Here is a 20662-nt window from a genome sequence, read left to right on the forward strand (position 1 = left end):
AACCCCCTCGCACTTGATCCCTTCAAACCTTACTTCTGGTTCGCCAGCAGCTTCAAACGCAGCGCGTTGAGCTTGATGAAGCCCGCGGCATCGGCCTGGTTGTAGGCGCCGCCGTCTTCCTCGAAGGTCGCGATGTTGGCGTCGAACAGCGAGTCGTCGGACTTGCGGCCCACCACCACGACGTTGCCCTTGTACAGCTTCAGGCGCACTACGCCGTTCACGTTGACCTGCGAGGCGTCGATCATCTGCTGCAGCATCAGGCGCTCCGGGCTCCACCAGTAGCCGGTGTAGATCAGGCTGGCGTACTTGGGCATCAGCTCGTCTTTCAGGTGGGCCACTTCGCGGTCCAGGGTGATCGACTCGATGGCGCGGTGGGCCTTGAGCATGATGGTGCCGCCGGGGGTCTCGTAGCAGCCGCGGGACTTCATGCCGACGTAGCGGTTCTCGACGATGTCGAGGCGGCCGATGCCGTGCTTGATCCCGCCGACGCGGTTCAGCTCGGTGAGCACCTCGGCCGGGGTCATGTCCTTGCCGTCGATGGCGACGATGTCGCCCTTGCGGTAGGTCAGCTCGATGTAGGTCGGGGTGTCCGGCGCGTTTTCCGGGGAAGCGGTCCACTTCCACATGTCTTCTTCGTGCTCGGTCCAGGTATCTTCCAGCACGCCGCCTTCGTAGGAGATGTGCAGCAGGTTGGCGTCCATCGAGTACGGCGACTTCTTCTTGCCGTGGCGCTCGATCGGGATGCCGTGCTTCTCGGCATAGTCCATCAGCTTCTCGCGGGACAGCAGGTCCCACTCGCGCCAGGGCGCGATCACCTTGACGCCGGGCTTCAGCGCGTAGGCGCCCAGCTCGAAGCGGACCTGGTCGTTGCCCTTGCCGGTGGCGCCGTGGGAGATGGCGTCGGCGCCGGTCTCGTTGGCGATCTCGATCAGGCGCTTGGCGATCAGCGGACGAGCGATGGAAGTGCCCAGCAGGTACTCGCCTTCGTAGACGGTGTTGGCGCGGAACATCGGGTAGACGAAGTCGCGGACGAATTCTTCGCGCAGGTCGTCGATGTAGATTTCCTTGACGCCCATCGCGCGGGCCTTGGCGCGAGCCGGTTCGACCTCCTCGCCCTGGCCGAGGTCGGCGGTGAAGGTCACCACTTCGCAGTTATAGGTATCTTGCAGCCACTTCAGAATTACCGAGGTATCCAGGCCGCCGGAATAGGCGAGAACGACGCGCTTGATGTCAGACATGAGGCAGGCGCTCCGCTGGGAGGGATAGGATCAGCGCGGGCGACTAGCAGGCGGGGGGGGCAGGGGCAAGGAGGAAGGGGGCGGGGAGGAAGAAGGAAAAGGTAGATGCGAGGGTGTTACACCCTCGCGCTCCCATAACGTCTTCCGGCGAGAGATTCGTGCTGGGCCGCAGCCTTGTGCCCGGAACTCACCGGTGGGATCAGGCCAGCCAGTGGCGGATGGCGGCGATAAAGGCCGCCGGGTCCTCGGCGGGCAGCATATGGCCCGCGCCAGCGATCACCGACAATCCCGCGCCCGGGATCAGCGCCGCGATCTGCTCATGCTGAACCACTGGACTCCAGCGATCCAGCTCGCCGACGATTGAGAGGGTGGGGCAGGTGATCGAGGGGAGCAAATCCTCGACCTCGGGGCGGGCCAGCAGGGCTTCGATCTGCTCCTCGAAACGGGTCTGGCCTGCGCTGATGCACATGGCGCGTAGATCGGCCACCAAAGAGGCATCCTGCAGGGCGGCAGGCGTCAGCATCGGCGGCAACCACGCATCGACCAGCGCGGCAAAGCCCTGTTCGCGCCCGATATCGCGCAATGCATAGCGCTTCTCGCGCTCCTTGGGCCGGATCGGGTGGATGCCGGTATCGGCAAGCACCAATGCCTCGACGCGCTGCGGCGCGCGGCGCATGATCTCCAGAGCGATACGCGCGCCCATCGAATGGCCCAGCAGCACGAACCGCTCCGGCGCGCGGGCCAGAGCATACTCCGCCATGGCGTTCAGCGAGGTTTCGCGCCCGTAGAAATCGTCGATTCCGGTGGCGCCCGGAAACGCCTCCAGCGTGGCCGAGAACATCGACAGATTGCACAGCAGACCGGGCAGGATGAAAAGCGGACTCATGCTCTGGCGAGGTAAAGCACGTCGCGCGGCTGGGAAAGCAGGAACTGGCCCGAATCGATAAACAGCGTCTCGCCGCTCGCCAGCACGCCATCGGCCAGAAACAGCGCGGCATCGGCCAGCTCGACCGGATCGGTCAGGCGCTGCAGCAAGTTCATCCGCCCGCTGGTGAGATGCTCATCCGGCTGCTGGTCCCAGCTCGGCATCATCGCGCCGGGCGCCAAACCATAAATGCGTTGCGAGGGATAAGCCATCGCCAACATCCGCACCGTGGAGGACAGCGCATGCTTGGCCATGGTGTAGCTGAAGAAATCCGGATTGGGATTGGCCAGCTTCATGTCCAGCATGTTGATGACCGCCCGCCCCGCCGTGCCTTTCAGAAATGCCTGAGCCATGCGCGCGGGCGTTTGGGCGTTCACCTGCATCGCCTCGGCAAAGATCGCCGGATCGATGGCATCGGCCCCGTCATAGCGGAAGACCGCCGCCGAATTGATGAGCAGGCGCAGGCTCTCATGCGTATCCGACAGGCGCTGCACCATGGCCACCGCCGCATCGCCATCGGCCAGATCGCATTGCGCGGTCTCGGCGCTGGGCAGCGTTGCGGCCAGCTTTTCGGCATCCTCGCGCGAGTGGCCGTAGTGGATGATGACATGCCAGCCCGCCTTCGCGAAAGCCCGCGCCATCTGCGCTCCGATGCGCTTGGCGCCGCCGGTGATGAGGACGGTTGGGTTGGTCATTCCGGTTGGGGTAAGGGCAGGGGAGGAAGGGGGCAAGAAGGAAAAAAGAGAAATGCGAGGGTGTTACACCCTCGCGCTCCCGTTAATGTCTACGTCGTGCTTAGGGTTCGGCATTGCGCCCAGTTTGCCGCGCCGCAGGCAAGAACTTGAAAGCCTGCGGCGCTTTAGGTGGCGCAGGTGGAGAGCTAAGGCGCTCCGTTTCGGCGCCACTGCCCATGCGTCGGAAGACGTCATGGGAGCGCGAGGGGGTAACCCCCTCGCATCTTTCTATTTTCCCTTTAAGCTCATCTCCTGAAAGGGAACTGCAATGAAACTCGACCTCGTAGATGTCTTCGCCAGCGACAACCCGCTGACCGGCAACCCCTTGGCGGTGGTGCACCACGGCGATGCCCTGAGCGCACAGCAGATGGAGAGGCTCACCCGCTGGCTGGGCTTTTCGGAAACGACCTTCCTGCTGCCCCCGACCGAGCCCGGCGCCGACTATCACGTCCGCATTTTCTGCCCGCGCGGGGAGCTGCCCTTTGCTGGCCACCCCACGCTGGGCACGGCTTGGGCCTGGCTCAACGCTGGCGGGAAGCCCCAGCGCGAGGGCGTGGTGATGCAGCAATGCGGCGTGGGCCTGGTCGAGGTGCGGATCACGGATGACACGCTGGCCTTCCGCGCCCCGCCGCTGATCCGCTCGGGCCCCCTGGGTGAAGAGGAACTGGCCGAGGCGCTGAAATTGCTCGATCTTCCGCGTGAGGCGGTGCTCGATGCCGTCTGGGCCGACAATGGCCCCGGCTGGCAGTTGCTGCGGCTGGCCAGCGCCGAGGCGGTGCTCGCGGTGCCTGCTCCCGCGCGCGGGCCGGTGCCAACCGATCTGGCGATTGTCGGGCCGTCGCAGGAACCGGGCATCGACTGGGAGGTGCGTACCTTCTTCGCCGGGGCGACCGGCGCCATCCTCGAGGACCCGGTGACGGGCAGCCTGAATGCCAGCCTGGGGCAGTATCTGTTCGAAACCGGTTTGGCGAAAGAGGCCTATGTCGCGGCGCAGGGGCGCTGCGTGGGCGCCGATGGCCGCGCCTATGTCAGCCGCGAGGGCGATGACGTCTGGGTTGGCGGCAAGGTGGCGGCGGTGTCGCTGGGGGGCACGCTGACGGGCGTCTGAGCCGCCGCGAAAAGGCGCTGAAAGGCGCGGTCGTGGAAGACCCAAACTTCGGGGAAGTGGCCCTGCGCCTCGGCGCAGGCCGCTTCCCACCAAGCGCGCGGCGGCGGGGTGAGCCCCGCGACCCAGCCTGCGTGAGAGATCAGCACCAGCCCGTCACAGCGCGCATAATGCTTGGCGCATTTCTTCGCCACCAGCCGGGCAATCTCCTCCGCGTAGAGATCGGGCGCGACGGGGCCGGGGCCCAGCACCGCATAGTCGGCCTGCGAGAGGAAGAGGTGGCAGGCGTCCAGATAATCCTGGTTGCGCTGGCGGGTCGGGTCGTCGGCCTCGGTGCTTTCGAACAGCAGATAGCGGTTATCGAGATGGATCGCGAAATCGGGCGTTTGCCAGCGCTTCTCGCTGATCAGCCGCACCGCCTGAGCGCCGCGCGTGGCGGCGAAACGCGCGGCAATCCACGCCTCGCGATAAGGCTTGCCGATCTGGGAGCGGATGTCGCAGGTCTCGGCCAGTTGCGCGCCGACGCGATCGGTCAGCGCGATCAGATCGGCGGGCGTGAACCAGTGGTCATAGGCGATCGTGTCCATGCGGGTATGAGACTAGCCTCACACCCGCATCGGGCAAGTGCGATCAGCCCAGCGCGACCTGCTTTTCCTCGGCCAGACGGTCCTGATCGGCGCGGCTCATCTTCTGCGCCGCGGTCTTCAACTGGCCGCAGGCGGCATCGATGTCGCGCCCGCGCGGCGTGCGCACCGGGGCGCTGATCCCCGCATCGAACACGATTTCCGAGAAACGGCGAATCCGCTCGGGCGTCGAGCATTCGTAGATCGCGCCGGGCCAGGGGTTGAAGGGGATCAGATTGACCTTGGCGGGCAGCTTGTACTGCTTGATCAGGCGCACCAGCTCGCGCGCGTCATCGTCGCTGTCGTTCTTGTCCTTCAGCATCACATATTCGAAGGTGATGCGGCGGGCGTTGGACGCGCTGGGGTAATCCGCGCAGGCCTGCAGCAGTTGCTCGATGCCGTACTTGCGGTTGATCGGCACGATCTCGTCGCGCACTTCCTTGGTGACGGCATGCAGCGAGACGGCCAGATTGACGCCGATTTCCTCGCCGCACTTCTCCATCATCGGCACCACGCCGCTGGTGGAGAGCGTGATGCGGCGCTTCGACAGGGCGAGGCCATCGCCATCCATGACGATTTTCAGCGCATCGCGCACATTGTCGTAATTATACAGCGGCTCGCCCATGCCCATCATCACGATGTTGGTCAGCAGGCGACCGTCCGCCGAGTAATCGCCCTCGGCCTCTTCATCGTCGAGCCCGTCCATCGCGCCCTTGGGCCACTCGCCCAGCGCGTCGCGCGCCAGCATGACCTGACCCACGATCTCGCCCGGCGTCAGATTGCGCACCAGACGCATCGTGCCCGTATGGCAGAAACGGCAGTTCAGCGTGCAGCCCACCTGCGAGGACACGCACAGCGTGCCGCGATCGGCGTCGGGAATGAACACCATCTCGAACTCATGATCGTCCGCCGTGCGCAGCAGCCACTTGCGGGTGCCGTCCTCACTGTGCTGCGAGACCACGATCTCCGGGCGGCCCACCACAAAGCGCGCGTCCAGCCAGGGGCGCATGGCCTTGGCAATGTCGGTCATCGAGTCAAAGTCGCTGATGCCGCGATGGTAGATCCAGTGGAACACCTGCTTGCCGCGCAGCTTCGCCGCCTTCGCATCCAGGCCGGCCTCGGTGAACAGGCGCGTGATCTCGGTGCGCGGCAGGCCGAGCAGGTCGATCTTGCCATCGGCGCGCGCCGTGACGGCACGCGGCGTCACCACCGGGTCGAAGTGACCGGCGATCGGCATGGAAGTGGGAAGCTGGGGGTCGATGTCTGCCATGGCGCGGGCCCTTACGCCTTTTTCGGGTGAAAAGATAGGTGGGGAGGAGAAGGGTAAGATGCGAGGGTGTTACACCCTCGCGCTCCCGTTAATGTCTACGTCGCGCGTCGGGTTCGGCCTTGCGCCCAGCTTGCCGCGCCGCAGGCAGGAACTTAAAAGCCTGCGGCGCTTTAGCTGGTGCAGGTGGAGAGCCGAGGCGCATCATTTCGGCGCCACTGTGATTTCGTCGGAAGACGTCATGGGAGCGCGAGGGGGTAACCCCCTCGCATCTTCCTTTCCTTCTTACCGATCCCCCGCACACCCCAACAAGGCCGCATCCATCGCCGTCGCCGCCCCATCCAGCACATAGGAATCGCTGAACACGCGGCCATCGGCCCCATGCGCGCTCACCACCATCCCGCTGGCCGAGCGCATCGCGGCGGTGATGGCGGCGTCCTCGCGCGGGGAGGGTGCCCATGCGTCGCCCCCGCCCGAGGCGAGGCGCCATTTCTGCCCGTTGATCGACAGGACCACGGGCCGGCCAGGCTCGAGGTGGCGTGAGAGGCGCATATGGAACTGCCCGCGCATGCCGCGTTTGGGCCATGATCCGACGTCGGCGTAGGGCGTGAAGGCGCGGGTGCCGCGTCCGGGCTCGGCCATGGCGATGGCGTAGCAGCGGGGGACGGCGGCGTCGCGGAAGGCGCCCCAGGCGCCGAACATGCCCAGACTGTCACGGGCGAGCGCGGGGGTGGCCATGGCCAGAACAGGGAGCAGCAGGAGCAGGCGCTTCATCGCGTCCTCATGGCAGAAGCGAGGGGGCGGGGCTAGATCGTGTTGTCGCATCCTTTTGGCGAAAAACCGGTGCCCACTTTTTCGCAGGATGCCTCAGATGCGCTTGCGCGACAGATGGCGGGGATGCGGCTTGGCCGGCAGCTTGCCCTTCAACGGAGGCTTGGCTCCATGCGCGGCGGCGGGCGCCTTGCAGGCATAGTCATCCATCGTGCCGTGGATGCGGCCATGGTCGGCGGCGATGGTCAGCATCGAGCGGCGGTCGGTGCCATGGTCGTTGCACTGCCAGTCGATGATGGGGGCGGGGTGGGCGGAGGCGGCCAGCGCCTGCCACTCGTGGAATTGCAGCAGCAGCGGGCGGTGGGGATGGTCGACGCTGGTGAAGGCATGGAGGTGGGGATTGTCACGCGTCACGCCCACCACGATGGCATAGCGATGGCCGCAACCAGCGTTGCCCATGGGCAGCAGGAACTCGCTCGCCAGCCCATCGTGGTTGTAATCGACAAAGCGCATCGCGGTGGCGGCGGGGCGGGCGTGGATGCGGGCGCGCAGGGCGTCATCATCGGTGCCTTGCGCGCCGATATCGGACACGTCGAAGGGCCAGCGTTGCAGCAGGGCAGTGCCGTCCTCGCCCGGTGCCATATCGGTTTGGGCGAAGAAGGGAGCCAGCGGCAGGCGCTCGGGCTTGGCGTGCGGGCGGTGGCGTTCGAGGATCAAGATGCCTTCCTGCGCATAGGCGAAGCTGTTGCAGGGGCAGGCGATGGCGGTGTCGAGGTCCTTGGGGCTGCAGGCGCCCTCTTGCGGCTTGCCGCGCCAGATCAGGCGCCATGTTTCCTTCACGCCGTGGATGACGACCTGCTTTTCCTCGCGCACCACATCCTTGGCGGGGGTGGCCGCCAACAGGGGAGCGGCGAAACATGCCAGAATCGGCGCAAGAAAAAGGGGCAGTCGCATCGACCGCCCCTTTAGCAGCTTCATGGCGTTTTAGTGTATTATTTCAATCCATCTCCCAGGCGCGCTCGCCATGGGCGGTGATGTCGAGGCCTTCGCGCTCTTCATCCTCGCTGGCGCGCATCGGCAGCACCTTGCTCACGGCCCAGCCCAGCGCCACGCTGGCCAGCGCCGACCACAAGGCGGTGACGACCACGCCCAGCACCTGACCCTCAAGCTGGCGACCAAAATCCATGCCGGGCGCATAGCCCGCGCCGCCCAGCGAGGGGGCGATAAACACCGCCAGCAGGATCGATCCGGTCATGCCGCCCACGCCATGCACGGCAAAGACGTCGAGCGAATCGTCGATGCGCCAGCGGTTCTTCACCAGATGGATCATCGGAAAGCAGATCGCGACCGACAGTGCCCCGAACACCACCGCGGCACCCGGCGCGATAAAGCCCGCCGCCGGGGTCACCGTGGCGAGACCCGCGACCGCGCCGGTGGCGAAACCGATGCTGGTGGGCTTGCCGACGACGACGCGCTCCAGCGCCAGCCATGTCAGCGCGGCGGTGGCGGCGGCGGTATGCGTGGCGAGGATCGCGCTGGCGGCGGCGCCATTGCCGGTGAAGGTCGATCCGCCGTTGAAGCCGAACCAGCCGACCCACAGCAGGCCCGCGCCGATCATCGTCAGCGAGGGGCTATGCGGCAGCATCAGCGTGCGCGGCCAGCCCATGCGCGGCCCCAGCAGCCATGCCGCGACCAGCGCCGAAACGCCCGCCGTGGTGTGCACCACGATGCCGCCCGCGAAATCCAGCGTGCCAAAGCGGCTGGCCATCCAGCCGCCGCCCCAGATCCAGTGGGCGACAGGCACATAGACCACCAGCCCCCACAGCGCGCAAAAGCCCACGACCCAGCCGAAGCGCGCGCGGTCCACCCAGGCGCCCGCCATCAGCGCCGGGGTAATCGCGGCAAAGCAGAGCTGGAACAGGGCAAAGCTGTTCTCGGGCAGGTTGGTGTCACTGCGCACCGGTGCCAGATGCGCGAGACCGAACTGGCCAAGCCCGCCGATCCAGCCGCCGATGTCGCCGTTGAACGTCAGCGAATAGCCGACCAGCACCCACAGCAGCGAGGCCGCCGCCGCAATCGCGCCCACCTGCACCAGCACCGAGAGAAAATTCTTGCCCCGGACCAGGCCGCCGTAAAACAGGCTGAGCCCCGGCAGGCACATCAGCAGCACCAAGGCCGATGCGGTCATGATCCAAACCGTATCCGACCCGCTGGGCCCCGTTGTGGCTGCGGCCTGAGCAGGCGACGACAGCGCCAGAGCCCCGGCCAAGGGCACCACAAGACCCGGCCGGCAGACCGCGCGAAGTTGCATCGAAATCCCTCCAGATTCGCGCCGCCCCAGCGGGCGAGACGTTTTTCATCCTGGAGCGCCTTTGTGACGTTGGAAAAGATCGTGCAATGGCCAATTTGTGACGGAAAGCACCATATTCTGAATTTTGTGCCCTTGTGGGATTTGCGCCCTGTTGCTCAAAAGATACGCTGTGGCGCCAAAGTTACGCAGTTCGTCTCAAAAGGGCATCCAAGGCGGCAGAACCGGCGTAGACAAATGATGTCCACCGTATCTCAAGCGATAACGGTTCAGCGAGAGGCGCGGGCAGTCAAGCCTGTCCGCGCCAAGTCTCAAGCGAGCGGGGCGCAAGGAGAAGGGAAGCTCCTTGGGCCCCGCTTTGTTTTCAAGGGATTAGAAGGGTGGAATGCGAGGGCCATCGCCCTCGCGCTCCCTTTAATGTCTGCGTTGCGCATCGGGTTCAGCCTTGCGCAAAGTTTGCTGCGCCGCAGGCCATGATTCTCAACGCAGTGCTCTTGGCTTTAAAGCCTGCGGCGCCTTAGGTGGCGCAGATGGAGAGCCGAGGCGCATCATTTCGGCGCCACTGCCGTTTCGTCGGAAGACGTCATGGGAGCGCGAGGGTGTAACACCCTCGCATCTTCTCTTCTTCACCCCTTAACGGGATACTCGATCGAGATCACTTCCCACTCCTTGTCGCCCCCCGGCAACACAACCCGGCGCAGATCCCCCACAGCCGCCCCGCGCAAGGCCCGCGTCATGGGGGCGGACCAGCCGATCATGCCTTTGCCCGCATCCTGCTCGTCATCGCCGACCAGTGTGACGGTGCGATGGTTGTCGTCCTCATCCGCGATGGTCACGGTGGCGCCGAACCAGCAGCGCGACTGGTCCTGCTGCCCGGCGGGGTCGACGACGCGCAGGGCCTTCATGCGGCGGGCGAGGTGGGCCAGTTCGCGGTCGATCTCGCGCATGCGCTTGCGGCCATAGAGGTAGTCGCCGTTTTCGGAGCGGTCGCCATTGCCCGCGGCCCAGCTGACGACCTCGACGATCTGGGGCCGCTCGGTGCCGAGGAGGTGGTCATAGCGGGCGCGCAGCACGGCAAAGCCGGCGGGGGTAATCGGCGGGCCTTCGTGCAGGGGGCGGGTCGGTTTCATGGCAGGCTTTTGCGGCAGAGGTGGTGCCGCCGCAAGGGGGCTCAGGCGGCGTAGGCGCGCATGAAGACATCGACGGCGGCGTGGACGGCGGTTTCCACGTCAGCCTCCATGGGCGCGCCATAAAGGCTGGGTTCGACCAGCCCGGATTCGAGCAGGCCCTTGAAGTGGCGCGCGGCCTGGGCCGGATCGGGCAGGTGCAGCCCGCAATCGGGGGAGAGACCGGCGAAATAGGCGGTCATTTCCTCATAGCCCCGGCGCGGGCCCATCGCATAGAGCGCGGCGCCAAGCTTGCCCTGAGCGCCCGCCGCAACCCCGGCGCGCACCAGCGCCAGCACGTCGCTGTGCACGAGCAGGCCGATATAGGCCACGCCGAAGCACTTCAGCACGGCGGCGACATCGGGGTTCTGCGTGTCGAGCATCTCGCAGACGGCCTCGCCATGTTCGCAGACGGCGTCGGTCATGGCGGTGGCATAGAGTTCCTCTTTCGAGGGGAAGTAGCTGTAAAGCGTGGCTTTTGACCCGCCCACGCGCGCGGCGATGGCGGCCATGCTGGCCCGCTCATAGCCGATATCCTTGAAGATCTGGGTGGCGACATCGAGGATGGCCTGGCGACGTTCGTCGCTCTTGGTGCGCATGCGACTTCCTTTCCTGAACTCACCTGTACAGTTTTGCATTGACGATGCAAGAACGAATCGATAGCTGAACCGTACAGTACGGTTATGCCATTCGGTCATGAGGGGAGTGCATCGTGAGTTATGCAGCGTTTCGGGGCGGTCCCCGGATCAGGCGAATCGGGGGTGCTCTGGCGCTGGCCCTGCTGACCGGCGCCTGCGCCCTGCCGCCGACCTCCAGCCATCTTCAGCCGCTCGCCTCGGCGGAGCGCTTTCCCGCTGCCCAGACCCTCGCGCCCGCCGCTCAGGGCGAATGGCCCTCGGACGGCTGGTGGCAGGCCTATGGCGACAAGCAACTCGATGCGCTGATCGCCGAGGGCTTGCAGGGCGCCACCGATCTGCGCGTTGCCGTGGCGCGGCAGGATGCCGCCGATGCGGTGATCAAGCAGGCGCGGGCCAATCTGCTGCCGCAACTCTCGCTCGATGCGCAGGGCGGGGTGACCAAGCAGAGCTATCGTTACCTCTTCCCCGAAAGCTTCGCGCCCAAGGGCTGGCCAGATTACGCGCAGGGCGGGGTCAATCTGAACTGGGAGCTGGACTTCTGGGGCAAGAACCGCGCCGGGCTGAACGCCGCCAAGCAGGACGCCGCCGCTGCCGGGGCCGAGGCAGCCGCCGCGCGCCTGTCGGTGTCTGCGGGGATCGCTTCGGCCTATGCCGACCTCGCTGCCCTGCATGCGGAGCGCGATGCGGCCGCCAGCGCCGTCGATATCCGCCGCCAGACTCTGGCGCTGACCGGCCAGCGCCGCGATCAGGGTCTGGAGAACAGCGGCGCGGTGGAACGCGCGCGTTCGGGGCTGGCCACATCCGAGGGCGAACTGGCCACGCTGGATGAAGAGATCGATCTGGGACGCCATCGCCTTGCCGCTCTGATGGGCGCCGGGCCCGACCGCACCCGCGATCTGGCGCGCCCCACCGCCTTTGGTCACGCCGATGCGAACCTGCCCGACAACATCCCCGCCCAACTGATCGCGCGCCGCCCAGACATCATCGCCGCGCGCGACCGCGCTCAGGCCGCCGCTTCGCGGGTGAAGCAGGCGCGCGCCGCCTTCTATCCCAATGTCAATCTGATGGGGCTGATCGGGCAACAGGTGCTGGGCGTGGGCAATCTGTTCAAGTCGGGCGCCGAGTATGGTTCGGTCGGCCCGGCGATCAGCCTGCCGCTGTTTCAGGGCGGGCGGCTTCAGGGGCAATATCGCCAGAACCGCGCCGATTACGATGTCGCCGTCGCGCAATATGACGGCGCCATCACCCAGGCCCTGCGCGAGGTGGCCGATGCCGCCACCAGCCAGCGCGCCCTCTCCACCCGCCTGACCCATGCACAGGATGCCGAAAAGGCCGCTCAGGCGGCATGGCAGGTGGCGGGCAACCGTTATCGCGGCGGTCTGGCCACCAACCTCGATGTGCTGACCGCCGAGGATGCGCTGATTTCCGCCCGGCGTTCGGTCGCCGCTCTCCAGACCCGTGCCTTCGCCCTGGATGTCGCGCTGACGCGCGCACTGGGCGGCGGCTATCATTCGTGAAGGACAAGCCCATGACCACGCAAGCCCTCAGCCATGAGGACAAGGATATCGCCGTCGCGGATCTGCCGCAGGAGCAGGCGCCGGAGAAGGGTGGCAACCGCAAGCGGCTGTTCGCGGGCCTCGCGCTGGGCGTGCTGGTGCTCGGCGGGGGCTACAAGGCCTATGACGTGCTGGTCGCCTCGCGCCATGCCGAGACCGACAATGCCTATGTCGGCGCCGATGTGGCGCAGGTGACGCCTTTGCTCGATGCCACGGTGACTCAGGTGCTGGTGTCGGATTCGCAGACGGTGAAGCAGGGCGATATTCTGGTGAAGCTCGACGACACCGACGCGCGCATCGCGCTGGAAGGCGCCGAGGCGCAACTGGCGCTGACCGAACGCCGGGTGAAGGGCCTGTCGGCCACCGATCTGGGGCTGGGCGCTCAGGTCGCCGCGCGCGCCGCCGATGAGGCGCGGGCGCAGGCGCAGCTTGTCTCGGCCAAAGCCGATCTGGACCGGGCTGCCATCGATTTGAAACGCCGCGAAGCTTTGGCCGCCTCGGGCTCGGTCTCGGGCGAGGAGCTGAGTTCGGCGCGCAACGCCTTTGCCTCGGCTGGCGCCAATCTGCGCGCGGCGCAGGCGGCGATCGCTCAGGCCGGGGCCAGCCGTCAGGCCGCCATCGGCACGCAGAGCGCCAACAAGGTGCTGATCGAGCACACCACCGTCGAAACCAACCCCGAGGTCGTCGCCGCACGCGCCAACCGCGATCAGGCCCGCGTCAATCTGGCGCGCATGGTGATCCGCGCGCCGGTCGATGGGGTGATATCGGGCCGTCAGGCGCAGGTGGGTGAGCGGGTGAAGGCCGGGCAGGTGCTGATGCGCGTGGTGCCGGTCAGCGCGGCCTATGTCGATGCCAACTTCAAGGAGGTGCAGCTCACCAGGGTGCACCCCGGTCAGAATGTGCATCTCACGGCGGATCTTTATGGCGGCAAGGTCACCTATCACGGCACGGTGGTGGGCTTCTCGGGCGGAACGGGTTCGGCCTTTGCGGTGGTGCCCGCGCAGAATGCCACGGGCAACTGGATCAAGGTGGTGCAGCGCCTGCCGGTGCGCATCGCGCTCGACCCCAAGGAGCTGGTCGAGCATCCGCTGCGCGTCGGCCTGTCGATGATCGCCGATATCGACGTTTCCAACTAAAGGGCGCGAAGCCATGGCGACGCTACATCCCCCCAAACCCCCGCTGCATGGCACGCCGCTGCTGCTGGCGGCGCTGGCCATCGGCATGGGCAATTTTCTGGTGGTGCTCGACACCACCATCGCCAATGTCTCGGTGCCGACCATCGCCGGATCGCTGGGCGTGTCCTCGACCGAGGGCACATGGGTCATCACCTCCTACGCCGTGGCCGAGGCGATCACCGTGCCGCTGACCGGCTGGCTGTCGCGCAAATTCGGCGTCTCGCGGGTGTTTCTCTCCTGCTATTTCGGCTTTGCGGTGCTCTCGGCGCTGTGCGGCCTGTCCTCCTCGCTGGGGATGCTGATCGGCTGCCGCGTGCTGCTGGGCCTGTGCGGCGGGCCGATCATGCCGCTGGCGCAGACCATGCTGCTGCGCATCCTGCCGCCCGACAAGCAGATGCTGGGCACGATCATGTGGGCGATGACCACGCTGATCGGGCCGGTCGTGGGCCCGGTGCTGGGCGGTTATCTGTGCGACAATGCCGGGTGGTCGTGGATCTTCTTCATCTCGGTGCCGGTGGCCTTTGCGGGCGGCACGCTGCTGATGCTTCTGCTGCGCGGCCAGCCCGATCCCACCGAACCGGCCCGGCTCGACGGCGTGGGCCTTGGCCTGCTGGTGCTGTGGGTCGGCTCACTGCAGATCATGCTGGACGAGGGCCGCAACCGCGACTGGTTCGCCGACCCCATGATCCGCTGGCTGGGCATCATCGCGGTGATCGGTTTCCTCGCCTTCCTGATCTGGGAGCTGACCGAGAAGGAGCCCATTGTCGATCTGCGCGTGTTCCGCCATCCCGGCTTCACCGCGGCGACGATCACCTATTCGGTGGGCTTTGCCGCCTTCTTCGCCAACATCGTGATCCTGCCGCTCTGGCTGCAGCAGAACATGGGTTACACCGCGACATGGGCGGGCATGGCGACGGGCATCATGGGCCTGCTGGCGATCCTGTCGGCGCCGCCTGTCGGCATGGCTTCGGAAAAGTTCGACCCGCGCGCCATCGTCTTTATCGGCCTGCTGGGGCTGGGGGCGATCTCCATGTGGCGCATGTCCTTCAACTCCGAGGTGACCTTCGGGCAGATGGCGTGGCCCACGCTGCTGACCGGGCCCTTCATGGTGATGTTCTTCCTGCCCACCATTGGCCTTGCCATGTCGAGCGTCTCGCCCGGCGAGGAGGCCAATGCGGCGGGCCTGTCGAACTTCCTGCGCACGCTAGCGGGGGCTTTCGCCACCTCGCTGGTGCAGACCGGCTGGGAGGATGCCACCCGCCGCAACCAGACCGAACTGGCCGGGGCGATGACTCATGGCAACGCTGTGATCGACAGCATGACCAGCGGCGGCGTCTCGCATGAGACAGCCACCGGCCTGCTGACCCAGCTTGTGAGTGGGCAGAGTGTGATGCTGGCCACGCTCAACATCTTCGCGGTGGTGGCGGCAGGGTTCGTCTTCTCCGCCTGCCTGATCTGGATGGCGCCCAAGCCGAAGGGGCCGATCGATATGAGCGGCGGGCACTAATTTTTCTGGTCGCTGTGACCCCACGCAGTGACCAGAGCGGCACCGGTTCACCCCCCGTCCGGACCGGTGCCGCACCATCGATGCCTATCGACCAAAGTAGGGCCATGGAACCACTGGCAAGCGGGAAGCGCCCCGTTTAAGCGATCCGCTCGCCAGAGGAGAGTGCCATGCTGTCGGTTGTGGGCATTGTCATGCCCATCTTTGCCCTGATCCTTGCCGGATGGGGCGCAAGGCGCACGGGCGTGCTGGGGCCGCATGCCACCGGAGAGCTGAACCGCTTCGTGGTCTGGCTGGCACTGCCCGCCTTGCTGTTCGACATCGTGGCCAAGGCGCATTGGAGCGAGATCTGGCAACCCGGCTTCGTGGCGGTTTGCGGGCTGGGGATGGGGGTGGTCTTCGCCCTGACCCTTGCCTTGCGCTGGCGCAGGCAGCGCCCGCTGGCCGATGCCGCGATCGACGCGCTGAACGCGGCCTATGCCAACACCGGCTTTATCGGCTTTCCCCTGTTGCTGGCGGTGTTTGGCCCAACGGCGCTGGCGCCCACGCTGATCTCGGCGATCCTGACGGTTTGTGTGCTCTTCGCCGCGGCGCTGATCCTGATCGAGATCGGGCTGCAGGCCGAGGCGCATCCGCTGCATATGGCGCGCAAGGTGGCCAGCTCGCTGGCGCGCAATCCGCTGCTGGTCGCGCCGGTGCTGGGTGGGGTGCCGATGGCCTTCGGGCTGGCGATACCGGGGCCGGTCGATGCCTTTCTCAAGCTGCTGGCGGCGTCGGCCTCGCCCTGCGCGCTGGTGGCGCTGGGGCTGTTTCTGGCCGAGAAGCGTGAGGGCGACGCGGCAGGGCAGGGTGCGACCGGCCTGCTGGTGGCGCTGAAGTTGCTGGCGCAGCCTGCCGTCACCTGGGCGCTGGCCACCTATGTTTTCCATCTGGCGCCGGCTCTGGTGGAGATGGCCACCTTGCTGGCCGCTCTGCCCACCGGTACCGGGCCCTTTATGGTCGCGGAATTCTACCGGCGCGAGGCAGGCATCACCGCGCGCGCCGTGCTGGTCTCCACCGTGCTGTCGCTGGTGACGGTGACGCTCTACCTCAGCCTGATCCGCTAAGCTTCAGAGCTCGCTCCCCCGCCCGGTCACCCATCGGTCGTATCCTGTGGGGGGCCGGGCGGGGGAGCGAGCTGGCACCGCAAATTCGGCTTCGCCGAATTTCCAAACAGCCTCTCAGCTCTCGGTCTCGATCGGCACCGAGGGCGTGTCGTTGATCGGCCCGGTGATGATCTTTTCCCGCGAGGCGCGGATATCGCCCGTTTCGATCTGGATCTTCAGCCGCTCGCGGTCGCGGGTGCGGTACATGTCCTCGGCGCGGTTGATGGCATCGATGCTCACGCCGCTGTCCGCCAGCGCGAGGCGGGCCATCTTGATCGCCGATTCCATCAGCTCGCGCACCACGCGGCTAACCGGCGACTTCTTAAGGCGGATCAGCGAGCGGCGGTCATAGGCGCGCACATAGATCCCCGCCTGAGGGAAGGCCTGATGCACCGCCTCGACCATATCGGGCGAGATCTGGTCGCCATCGAGACAGAAGAGGATGAGCTGGGCCTCCTCGGCCCCGGCCTGACGCAGCAGGTCGATCCGCGTACCGTCGCCGAAATAGACCTTGGCGCCAAAGCTTTCGGCGATGTCGATCATTTCGATATCGCGGTCGACCAGCGTGACGGTGATCTCGCTGGCGATCAGCATCTGCGCCACCGTCTGGCCGAAACGGCCATAGCCCACGATGATCGCGGCGGCCTGATCGGCATCCTGCGGCCCCTCGCGCTCGCCCTGAGGCTTGGGCGGTTCCTTGCGCAGGGGCTTGGTCAGCGCCATCAGGAAGGGCGTGGTGGCCATGGAGACGGTAACGATCGCGCCGAACAGGCTGGCCGCATCCGGGGCGATCAGATAGGCATTCTGCGCCTGTGCGAACAGCACGAAACCGAATTCGCCGCCCTGGCTCAGCAGCAGGCCCAGCGCCAGCGCGCCGCGCCATGTCATCCGGAAGGCCAGACCGATCAGGAAGATCACCAGGGTCTTCACCAGCACCAGCGAGAGCGCCATGGCGATGACGAACAGCGGCCGCTCGGCAATGGCATGCAGGTTGAGCAGCATGCCCACCGTCAGGAAGAACAGGCCGAGCAGGATCGAGCGGAAAGGCTCGACATCGGCCTCCAGCTCATGGCGATAGGGGGAATCGGCCAGCATCACGCCCGCGACGAAGGCGCCCAGCGCGGTGGACAGCCCCAGCACCTCCATCACGGCGGCGCTGGCCATCACGGTGAAGAGGGCGGCGACGATGAACATCTCGCGCTCGCCCAGATTGCCGATCAGGCGGAACAGCGGACGGATCAGATAGCGCCCCGCCAGAATGAGGCCCGCCACCGCCAGCAGCGTAAACAGCGCCAACTGCCAGCCCGGAGGGCCATTGGCATCGGCCGGATTGCGGCTGAGCGTGGCGATGATGGTGATCAGCGGGATGATCGAGAGATCCTGAAACAGCAGGATGGCGAAGGTCCGCTCACCAAAAGGCGTGCGCATCCGGCCCGAGGCCTGAAGCATCGGCAGCACCTGCGCGGTCGAGGACAGCGCCAGCGGCAGGCCCAGCGCCAGCGCGGCGGTGGGCGAAAAGCCGGTGCCCAGCGCGATCATCCCGGCCAGTGCCAGCCCGCACAGCGTCACCTGAAGCAGGCCGAGGCCCAGAATGTCGCGCTTCATCCGCCACAGGCGCGCGGGGTTCAGCTCCAGCCCGACAAGGAACAGCAGCAAAGTGATGCCCAACTCGGCCAGACCCATCTTCTGCTCGGCCTCACCCACCAGATTGAGAGCCTGAGGTCCGATCACCGCGCCCGCGACCAGATAGCCCAGCGTGGCACCCAGACCGAGCCGGCGGAACACCAGCACAAAGACCATGGCGAAACCAAGCAGCAGAAAACCGTCGTGAAGCAGCGAATGATGAATCATGATTTGGGGATAATCCTTTCGTCTCCCCGGTGTAACCGTAATTGTGTGACGGGCAAATGTCTGGCGGCGCAGGGGCGCGGTTGAGAGGCCCCACGGAGGTGTGGTGTCACGGGCATGTCGCTTTTACGCTTGCGCTGCCTGCGCGGCGAACCTAAGGGCTGCCGTGCGTCGGGGAGTGGCGCAGCCCGGTAGCGCGCTTGCTTTGGGAGCAAGATGTCGCAGGTTCGAATCCTGTCTCCCCGACCATTTCCTCTGAGCAACCCCGAACAATCGCCCCGCGCTAAGCCTGTTGGCACGCGCGCAGGCGATCGATGCGGTGGCGGAGCCTTTGCTCAACGCCTGACAGGGCGGGGAGGGCACCTCAAAACATCCTCAAAAGGATGAAGCGTGCCGGGCATGGTGCCGGTGGACGAAGTCCCGCCTTCACATCCTGTACATCAAGCGGAGAACAAAGCGGTGTCTGCTGCGTTGAGCTGATAGTATCGCAGCCGGTATAAACACGCAGAGGAGACGATCATGCGCCCGTTCACCAGAAAAGTTGGCTTTGCGTCGGCCTTCGTTGCCATGCTGACCCTGGGCGCGCTCGACGCTTCGCCCGCCTTTGCCCGCCATCACTACCGTTCGCGCGCGCACTATCGCGTCTGCCGTCATTCGAGCGGCACGGCCGGTCTGGTTGCCGGTGGCGCCGGTGGCGCGCTGATCGGCCATGCGCTGATCGGTGGCCCGGTCGGCATCGTGGCGGGCGCTGTGGGCGGTGCCTTCGGTGGCCGGGCCATCGACCGCAGCATGACCGCGCATCGCCGCTGCCGCTAAGCCATCGCGGCTGGCTCTGTCGCGGAGCAGATGCTGATGCCGGGCCACTTCATCGAGGCGCAGGGGAACACCCGTGCCCGCTCCGCCAGTCTCGCGGCCGGGCTGGAGGTTGGGCTGGTGCTGCTGCTGTGGTTTGGTCTGGCGCCGCCGCCCGCTTTGCGCCAGGCGGTGCAAAGCAGCATCGCTGCCGTCACGCTGGCACCGCCCCCGCCGCCGCCCGCGCCGGTCAAGCCTCCACCGCCCCGGCATCATCATACGCCGTCGGGGCGGGCGGCTCCGGCCAATCTGCGGGCCAAGGCGGCGCCGGTTCTGGCGGTCAGGATGCCCTTGCCCAAGCCGGTGCCGATCCCCGTGGCGCCGCAGGTCGCCGCTGGTGCGGACAGCCATAGCGGCGCGGCGCCCGTGCCGGGCCCCGGCACCGGAGCTGGCGGTCAGGGCAATGGCACGGGCTCGGGCGCCAGCGGGAATGGCGAGGGGGACGGCGGCAGCGATCCCGAATGGGTCGGCGGCAAGATCAAATCTTCCGACTATCCGGAGGCGGCGCGGGCCGCAGGCGCGCAGGGCACGACCTCGGTGACCATCGCGGTCACCGCGCAGGGGCGGGTCAGTGGTTGCCGCATCGTTCATTCCAGCCGCAACCGCGATCTCGATGCCGCCACCTGCGATCTGGTCATGCGGCGTTTCCGTTTTCGCCCCGCACGCGATTCGGCGGGCCATGCCGTCAGCGGCGAGGTCGATTACGATCAGGAATGGGAGATGGCTATTCTGAGCGATGCGCCATGATGGCGCAGGGCGCGTGCCGTCAAATCCGGCGCGATGGCCTTGTGATATAAAGATTCCATAGGCTAGAAAAGCCCGGCATGCGCGCCGTTCTCACAGGGAAAGGATGCGACCATGACCGCGATCAGCAGCGTTTCCCTCCTTGCCGTGCCCAGCTTTACCGACCGGCTGGCGGCGTTTGCCACGCAAGGCACGGCCAGCACTTTGGCCTCTGCGCCGGGCGATACCTCCGCCACCTCGCTTCAGGTGGCCCCGGCGCAAAGCCCGGACATCACCAACATTCTCTATCGCCAGCAACTGGCCCAGGCCGCGATCACCCACGACACGCAAGCGCTGGCCGACACCGTGACCGAAGCCTTCCAGTCGATCATGGCGGCGCGGCCCGATCTGGCCAATGCGCAGTTCGATTTCGTCTCCGATCAGGGCGGGATCAAGGTCGTTTCCAGCACCATGAGCCGCGCCGACAAGCAATGGCTTGAAGATCAGCTCAATGCCAATCAGGGGCTGGTCGATGCGGTGAACGGCTTCAACACCGATCTGGGCACGCTGCTCAAGGCCAATGCCGCCGTCGATGCCGCGAAAGACCCCTCGAGCCAGCAGGCCAGCGCGGCCCAGGCGAAGGCCAAGATTGATGGCACGGTCCATTTTCTCAGCCTGATGCAGAGCGTGGCCTATGAGGCGAGCAAGACCGGCTGGGACCGCGATGCGACCTATACCGACACGCAGGGCCGCCCCATCGATCTGGCCGGGGTCCGCACCACTTCGCTGGCCGGGATGATCGATGCCAAGCGGCAGCTCGACGCGGTGCAGAGCGGCAGCATCGTCACCCAGTTGAAGGATGGCCGCACGATTTACGCGCTGGTGACCATGTCGAAAGAGGGCAAGGTGATCTACCCCCCTTCGGGCACCCTGGCTCCCTATGCCGCGGCTGCCATTCTGGCGCCCGCCTTCGTGCCGGGGCTGGCATCGGCATCCTCCTTGCTGTCCGGCGCCAAGGGGACGATGGTCAATCGCATGGCATGACCGAGGCTGTTTCGTGTTAGGCTGCGCCCTGTCTCCGGCG

General features: G+C 66.3%; 19 protein-coding genes and 1 tRNA gene. 9 read left to right on the forward strand and 11 right to left on the reverse strand.

Annotated features, from left to right (window positions below):
- Positions 1 to 29: 29 nt before the first annotated feature.
- From ABDW49_RS05745 to ABDW49_RS05755, 3 genes are all read right to left on the reverse strand, one after another.
- A complete protein-coding gene (locus ABDW49_RS05745) occupies positions 30 to 1238 on the reverse strand; it encodes an argininosuccinate synthase (protein ID WP_343610377.1) in 1209 nt (402 codons plus the stop codon).
- Positions 1239 to 1437: 199 nt separating this feature from the next.
- Positions 1438 to 2124, reverse strand: coding sequence for an alpha/beta hydrolase (locus ABDW49_RS05750; RefSeq protein WP_343610378.1), 687 nt, complete (start codon positions 2122 to 2124; stop codon positions 1438 to 1440).
- A complete protein-coding gene (locus tag ABDW49_RS05755; protein ID WP_343610379.1) occupies positions 2121 to 2858 on the reverse strand; it encodes an SDR family oxidoreductase in 738 nt (245 codons plus the stop codon). The genes ABDW49_RS05750 and ABDW49_RS05755 overlap by 4 nt, the downstream gene beginning before the upstream one ends.
- A 307-nt stretch (positions 2859 to 3165) precedes the next feature.
- Here ABDW49_RS05755 and ABDW49_RS05760 point away from each other — a divergent pair, with 307 nt between their 5' ends.
- A complete protein-coding gene (locus ABDW49_RS05760) occupies positions 3166 to 4005 on the forward strand; it encodes a PhzF family phenazine biosynthesis protein (protein ID WP_343610380.1) in 840 nt (279 codons plus the stop codon).
- Here the strand turns inward: ABDW49_RS05760 and ABDW49_RS05765 are convergent.
- The 7 genes from ABDW49_RS05765 to ABDW49_RS05795 all read right to left on the reverse strand — a co-directional run bounded on the left by ABDW49_RS05765 (position 3921) and on the right by ABDW49_RS05795 (position 10736).
- A complete protein-coding gene (locus ABDW49_RS05765) occupies positions 3921 to 4589 on the reverse strand; it encodes a hypothetical protein (protein WP_343610382.1) in 669 nt (222 codons plus the stop codon). The genes ABDW49_RS05760 and ABDW49_RS05765 overlap by 85 nt on opposite strands.
- A 43-nt stretch (positions 4590 to 4632) precedes the next feature.
- Positions 4633 to 5895 carry a 23S rRNA (adenine(2503)-C(2))-methyltransferase RlmN gene (gene rlmN / locus ABDW49_RS05770; RefSeq protein WP_343610384.1) on the reverse strand — a complete coding sequence of 421 codons (1263 nt, stop codon included), beginning with the start codon at positions 5893 to 5895 and terminating at the stop codon, positions 4633 to 4635.
- Between the two features lie 282 nt (positions 5896 to 6177).
- A complete protein-coding gene (locus tag ABDW49_RS05775) occupies positions 6178 to 6666 on the reverse strand; it encodes a hypothetical protein (protein ID WP_343610386.1) in 489 nt (162 codons plus the stop codon).
- A gap of 93 nt (positions 6667 to 6759) precedes the next feature.
- Entirely contained in the window at positions 6760 to 7617 is an 858-nt protein-coding gene (locus ABDW49_RS05780; RefSeq protein WP_343610388.1) for a hypothetical protein, read from the reverse strand.
- A gap of 43 nt (positions 7618 to 7660) precedes the next feature.
- Positions 7661 to 8974, reverse strand: coding sequence for an ammonium transporter (locus ABDW49_RS05785; RefSeq protein WP_343610390.1), 1314 nt, complete (start codon positions 8972 to 8974; stop codon positions 7661 to 7663).
- A gap of 623 nt (positions 8975 to 9597) precedes the next feature.
- Positions 9598 to 10101: a GreA/GreB family elongation factor gene (locus tag ABDW49_RS05790; protein WP_343610392.1), complete on the reverse strand. Its 504-nt coding sequence runs from the start codon at positions 10099 to 10101 to the stop codon at positions 9598 to 9600.
- 41 nt (positions 10102 to 10142) lie between these two features.
- Complete coding sequence (locus ABDW49_RS05795; protein ID WP_343610394.1) at positions 10143 to 10736, reverse strand: TetR/AcrR family transcriptional regulator; 594 nt, start codon at positions 10734 to 10736, stop codon at positions 10143 to 10145.
- Positions 10737 to 10849: 113 nt separating this feature from the next.
- Between ABDW49_RS05795 and ABDW49_RS05800 the strand changes: the two genes are divergently transcribed.
- The 4 genes from ABDW49_RS05800 to ABDW49_RS05815 all read left to right on the forward strand — a co-directional run bounded on the left by ABDW49_RS05800 (position 10850) and on the right by ABDW49_RS05815 (position 16116).
- On the forward strand, positions 10850 to 12292 hold the full coding sequence (locus ABDW49_RS05800; RefSeq protein WP_343610396.1) for an efflux transporter outer membrane subunit: 1443 nt from the start codon (positions 10850 to 10852) through the stop codon (positions 12290 to 12292).
- An 11-nt stretch (positions 12293 to 12303) separates the two neighbouring features.
- Positions 12304 to 13467, forward strand: coding sequence for an HlyD family efflux transporter periplasmic adaptor subunit (locus ABDW49_RS05805; RefSeq protein WP_343610398.1), 1164 nt, complete (start codon positions 12304 to 12306; stop codon positions 13465 to 13467).
- A 13-nt stretch (positions 13468 to 13480) separates the two neighbouring features.
- A complete protein-coding gene (locus ABDW49_RS05810) occupies positions 13481 to 15013 on the forward strand; it encodes a DHA2 family efflux MFS transporter permease subunit (RefSeq protein ID WP_343610400.1) in 1533 nt (510 codons plus the stop codon).
- A 167-nt stretch (positions 15014 to 15180) separates the two neighbouring features.
- The gene (locus ABDW49_RS05815) at positions 15181 to 16116 is read left to right on the forward strand and encodes an AEC family transporter (protein WP_343610402.1); all 936 of its coding nucleotides are present in this window, start codon (positions 15181 to 15183) and stop codon (positions 16114 to 16116) included.
- A 114-nt stretch (positions 16117 to 16230) separates the two neighbouring features.
- Here the strand turns inward: ABDW49_RS05815 and ABDW49_RS05820 are convergent, their stop codons facing one another.
- The gene (locus ABDW49_RS05820) at positions 16231 to 18006 is read right to left on the reverse strand and encodes a cation:proton antiporter (RefSeq protein WP_343610404.1); all 1776 of its coding nucleotides are present in this window, start codon (positions 18004 to 18006) and stop codon (positions 16231 to 16233) included.
- A gap of 169 nt (positions 18007 to 18175) precedes the next feature.
- On the opposite strand from ABDW49_RS05820, the gene ABDW49_RS05825 reads away from it, so the two are divergent.
- The 4 genes from ABDW49_RS05825 to ABDW49_RS05840 all read left to right on the forward strand — a co-directional run bounded on the left by ABDW49_RS05825 (position 18176) and on the right by ABDW49_RS05840 (position 20622).
- A tRNA-Pro gene (locus tag ABDW49_RS05825) sits at positions 18176 to 18252 on the forward strand.
- Between the two features lie 270 nt (positions 18253 to 18522).
- On the forward strand, positions 18523 to 18819 hold the full coding sequence (locus ABDW49_RS05830; protein ID WP_343610406.1) for a hypothetical protein: 297 nt from the start codon (positions 18523 to 18525) through the stop codon (positions 18817 to 18819).
- A 36-nt stretch (positions 18820 to 18855) separates the two neighbouring features.
- On the forward strand, positions 18856 to 19602 hold the full coding sequence (locus ABDW49_RS05835) for a TonB family protein (protein WP_343610407.1): 747 nt from the start codon (positions 18856 to 18858) through the stop codon (positions 19600 to 19602).
- 111 nt (positions 19603 to 19713) lie between these two features.
- Positions 19714 to 20622 (forward strand): hypothetical protein, encoded by a 909-nt coding sequence (locus ABDW49_RS05840; RefSeq protein WP_343610409.1) that lies wholly within the window; start codon positions 19714 to 19716, stop codon positions 20620 to 20622.
- The last annotated feature ends 40 nt before the right edge of the window (positions 20623 to 20662 follow it).

The organism is Novosphingobium sp. (assembly GCF_039595395.1).
Classification (GTDB): Bacteria; Pseudomonadota; Alphaproteobacteria; order Sphingomonadales; family Sphingomonadaceae; genus Novosphingobium.

Bases quoted from the DNA above. Each gene is read 5' to 3' on its own strand.
- ABDW49_RS05745 (WP_343610377.1), bottom strand. From the start codon at position 1,238: ATGTCTGACATCAAGCGCGTCGTTCTCGCCTATTCCGGCGGCCTGGAT.
- ABDW49_RS05750 (WP_343610378.1), bottom strand. From the start codon at position 2,124: ATGAGTCCGCTTTTCATCCTGCCCGGTCTGCTGTGCAATCTGTCGATG.
- ABDW49_RS05755 (WP_343610379.1), bottom strand. From the start codon at position 2,858: ATGACCAACCCAACCGTCCTCATCACCGGCGGCGCCAAGCGCATCGGA.
- ABDW49_RS05760 (WP_343610380.1), top strand. From the start codon at position 3,166: ATGAAACTCGACCTCGTAGATGTCTTCGCCAGCGACAACCCGCTGACC.
- ABDW49_RS05765 (WP_343610382.1), bottom strand. From the start codon at position 4,589: ATGGACACGATCGCCTATGACCACTGGTTCACGCCCGCCGATCTGATC.
- rlmN (WP_343610384.1), bottom strand. From the start codon at position 5,895: ATGGCAGACATCGACCCCCAGCTTCCCACTTCCATGCCGATCGCCGGT.
- ABDW49_RS05775 (WP_343610386.1), bottom strand. From the start codon at position 6,666: ATGAAGCGCCTGCTCCTGCTGCTCCCTGTTCTGGCCATGGCCACCCCC.
- ABDW49_RS05780 (WP_343610388.1), bottom strand. From the start codon at position 7,617: ATGCGACTGCCCCTTTTTCTTGCGCCGATTCTGGCATGTTTCGCCGCT.
- ABDW49_RS05785 (WP_343610390.1), bottom strand. From the start codon at position 8,974: ATGCAACTTCGCGCGGTCTGCCGGCCGGGTCTTGTGGTGCCCTTGGCC.
- ABDW49_RS05790 (WP_343610392.1), bottom strand. From the start codon at position 10,101: ATGAAACCGACCCGCCCCCTGCACGAAGGCCCGCCGATTACCCCCGCC.
- ABDW49_RS05795 (WP_343610394.1), bottom strand. From the start codon at position 10,736: ATGCGCACCAAGAGCGACGAACGTCGCCAGGCCATCCTCGATGTCGCC.
- ABDW49_RS05805 (WP_343610398.1), top strand. From the start codon at position 12,304: ATGACCACGCAAGCCCTCAGCCATGAGGACAAGGATATCGCCGTCGCG.
- ABDW49_RS05810 (WP_343610400.1), top strand. From the start codon at position 13,481: ATGGCGACGCTACATCCCCCCAAACCCCCGCTGCATGGCACGCCGCTG.
- ABDW49_RS05815 (WP_343610402.1), top strand. From the start codon at position 15,181: ATGCTGTCGGTTGTGGGCATTGTCATGCCCATCTTTGCCCTGATCCTT.
- ABDW49_RS05820 (WP_343610404.1), bottom strand. From the start codon at position 18,006: ATGATTCATCATTCGCTGCTTCACGACGGTTTTCTGCTGCTTGGTTTC.
- ABDW49_RS05830 (WP_343610406.1), top strand. From the start codon at position 18,523: ATGCGCCCGTTCACCAGAAAAGTTGGCTTTGCGTCGGCCTTCGTTGCC.
- ABDW49_RS05835 (WP_343610407.1), top strand. From the start codon at position 18,856: ATGCCGGGCCACTTCATCGAGGCGCAGGGGAACACCCGTGCCCGCTCC.
- ABDW49_RS05840 (WP_343610409.1), top strand. From the start codon at position 19,714: ATGACCGCGATCAGCAGCGTTTCCCTCCTTGCCGTGCCCAGCTTTACC.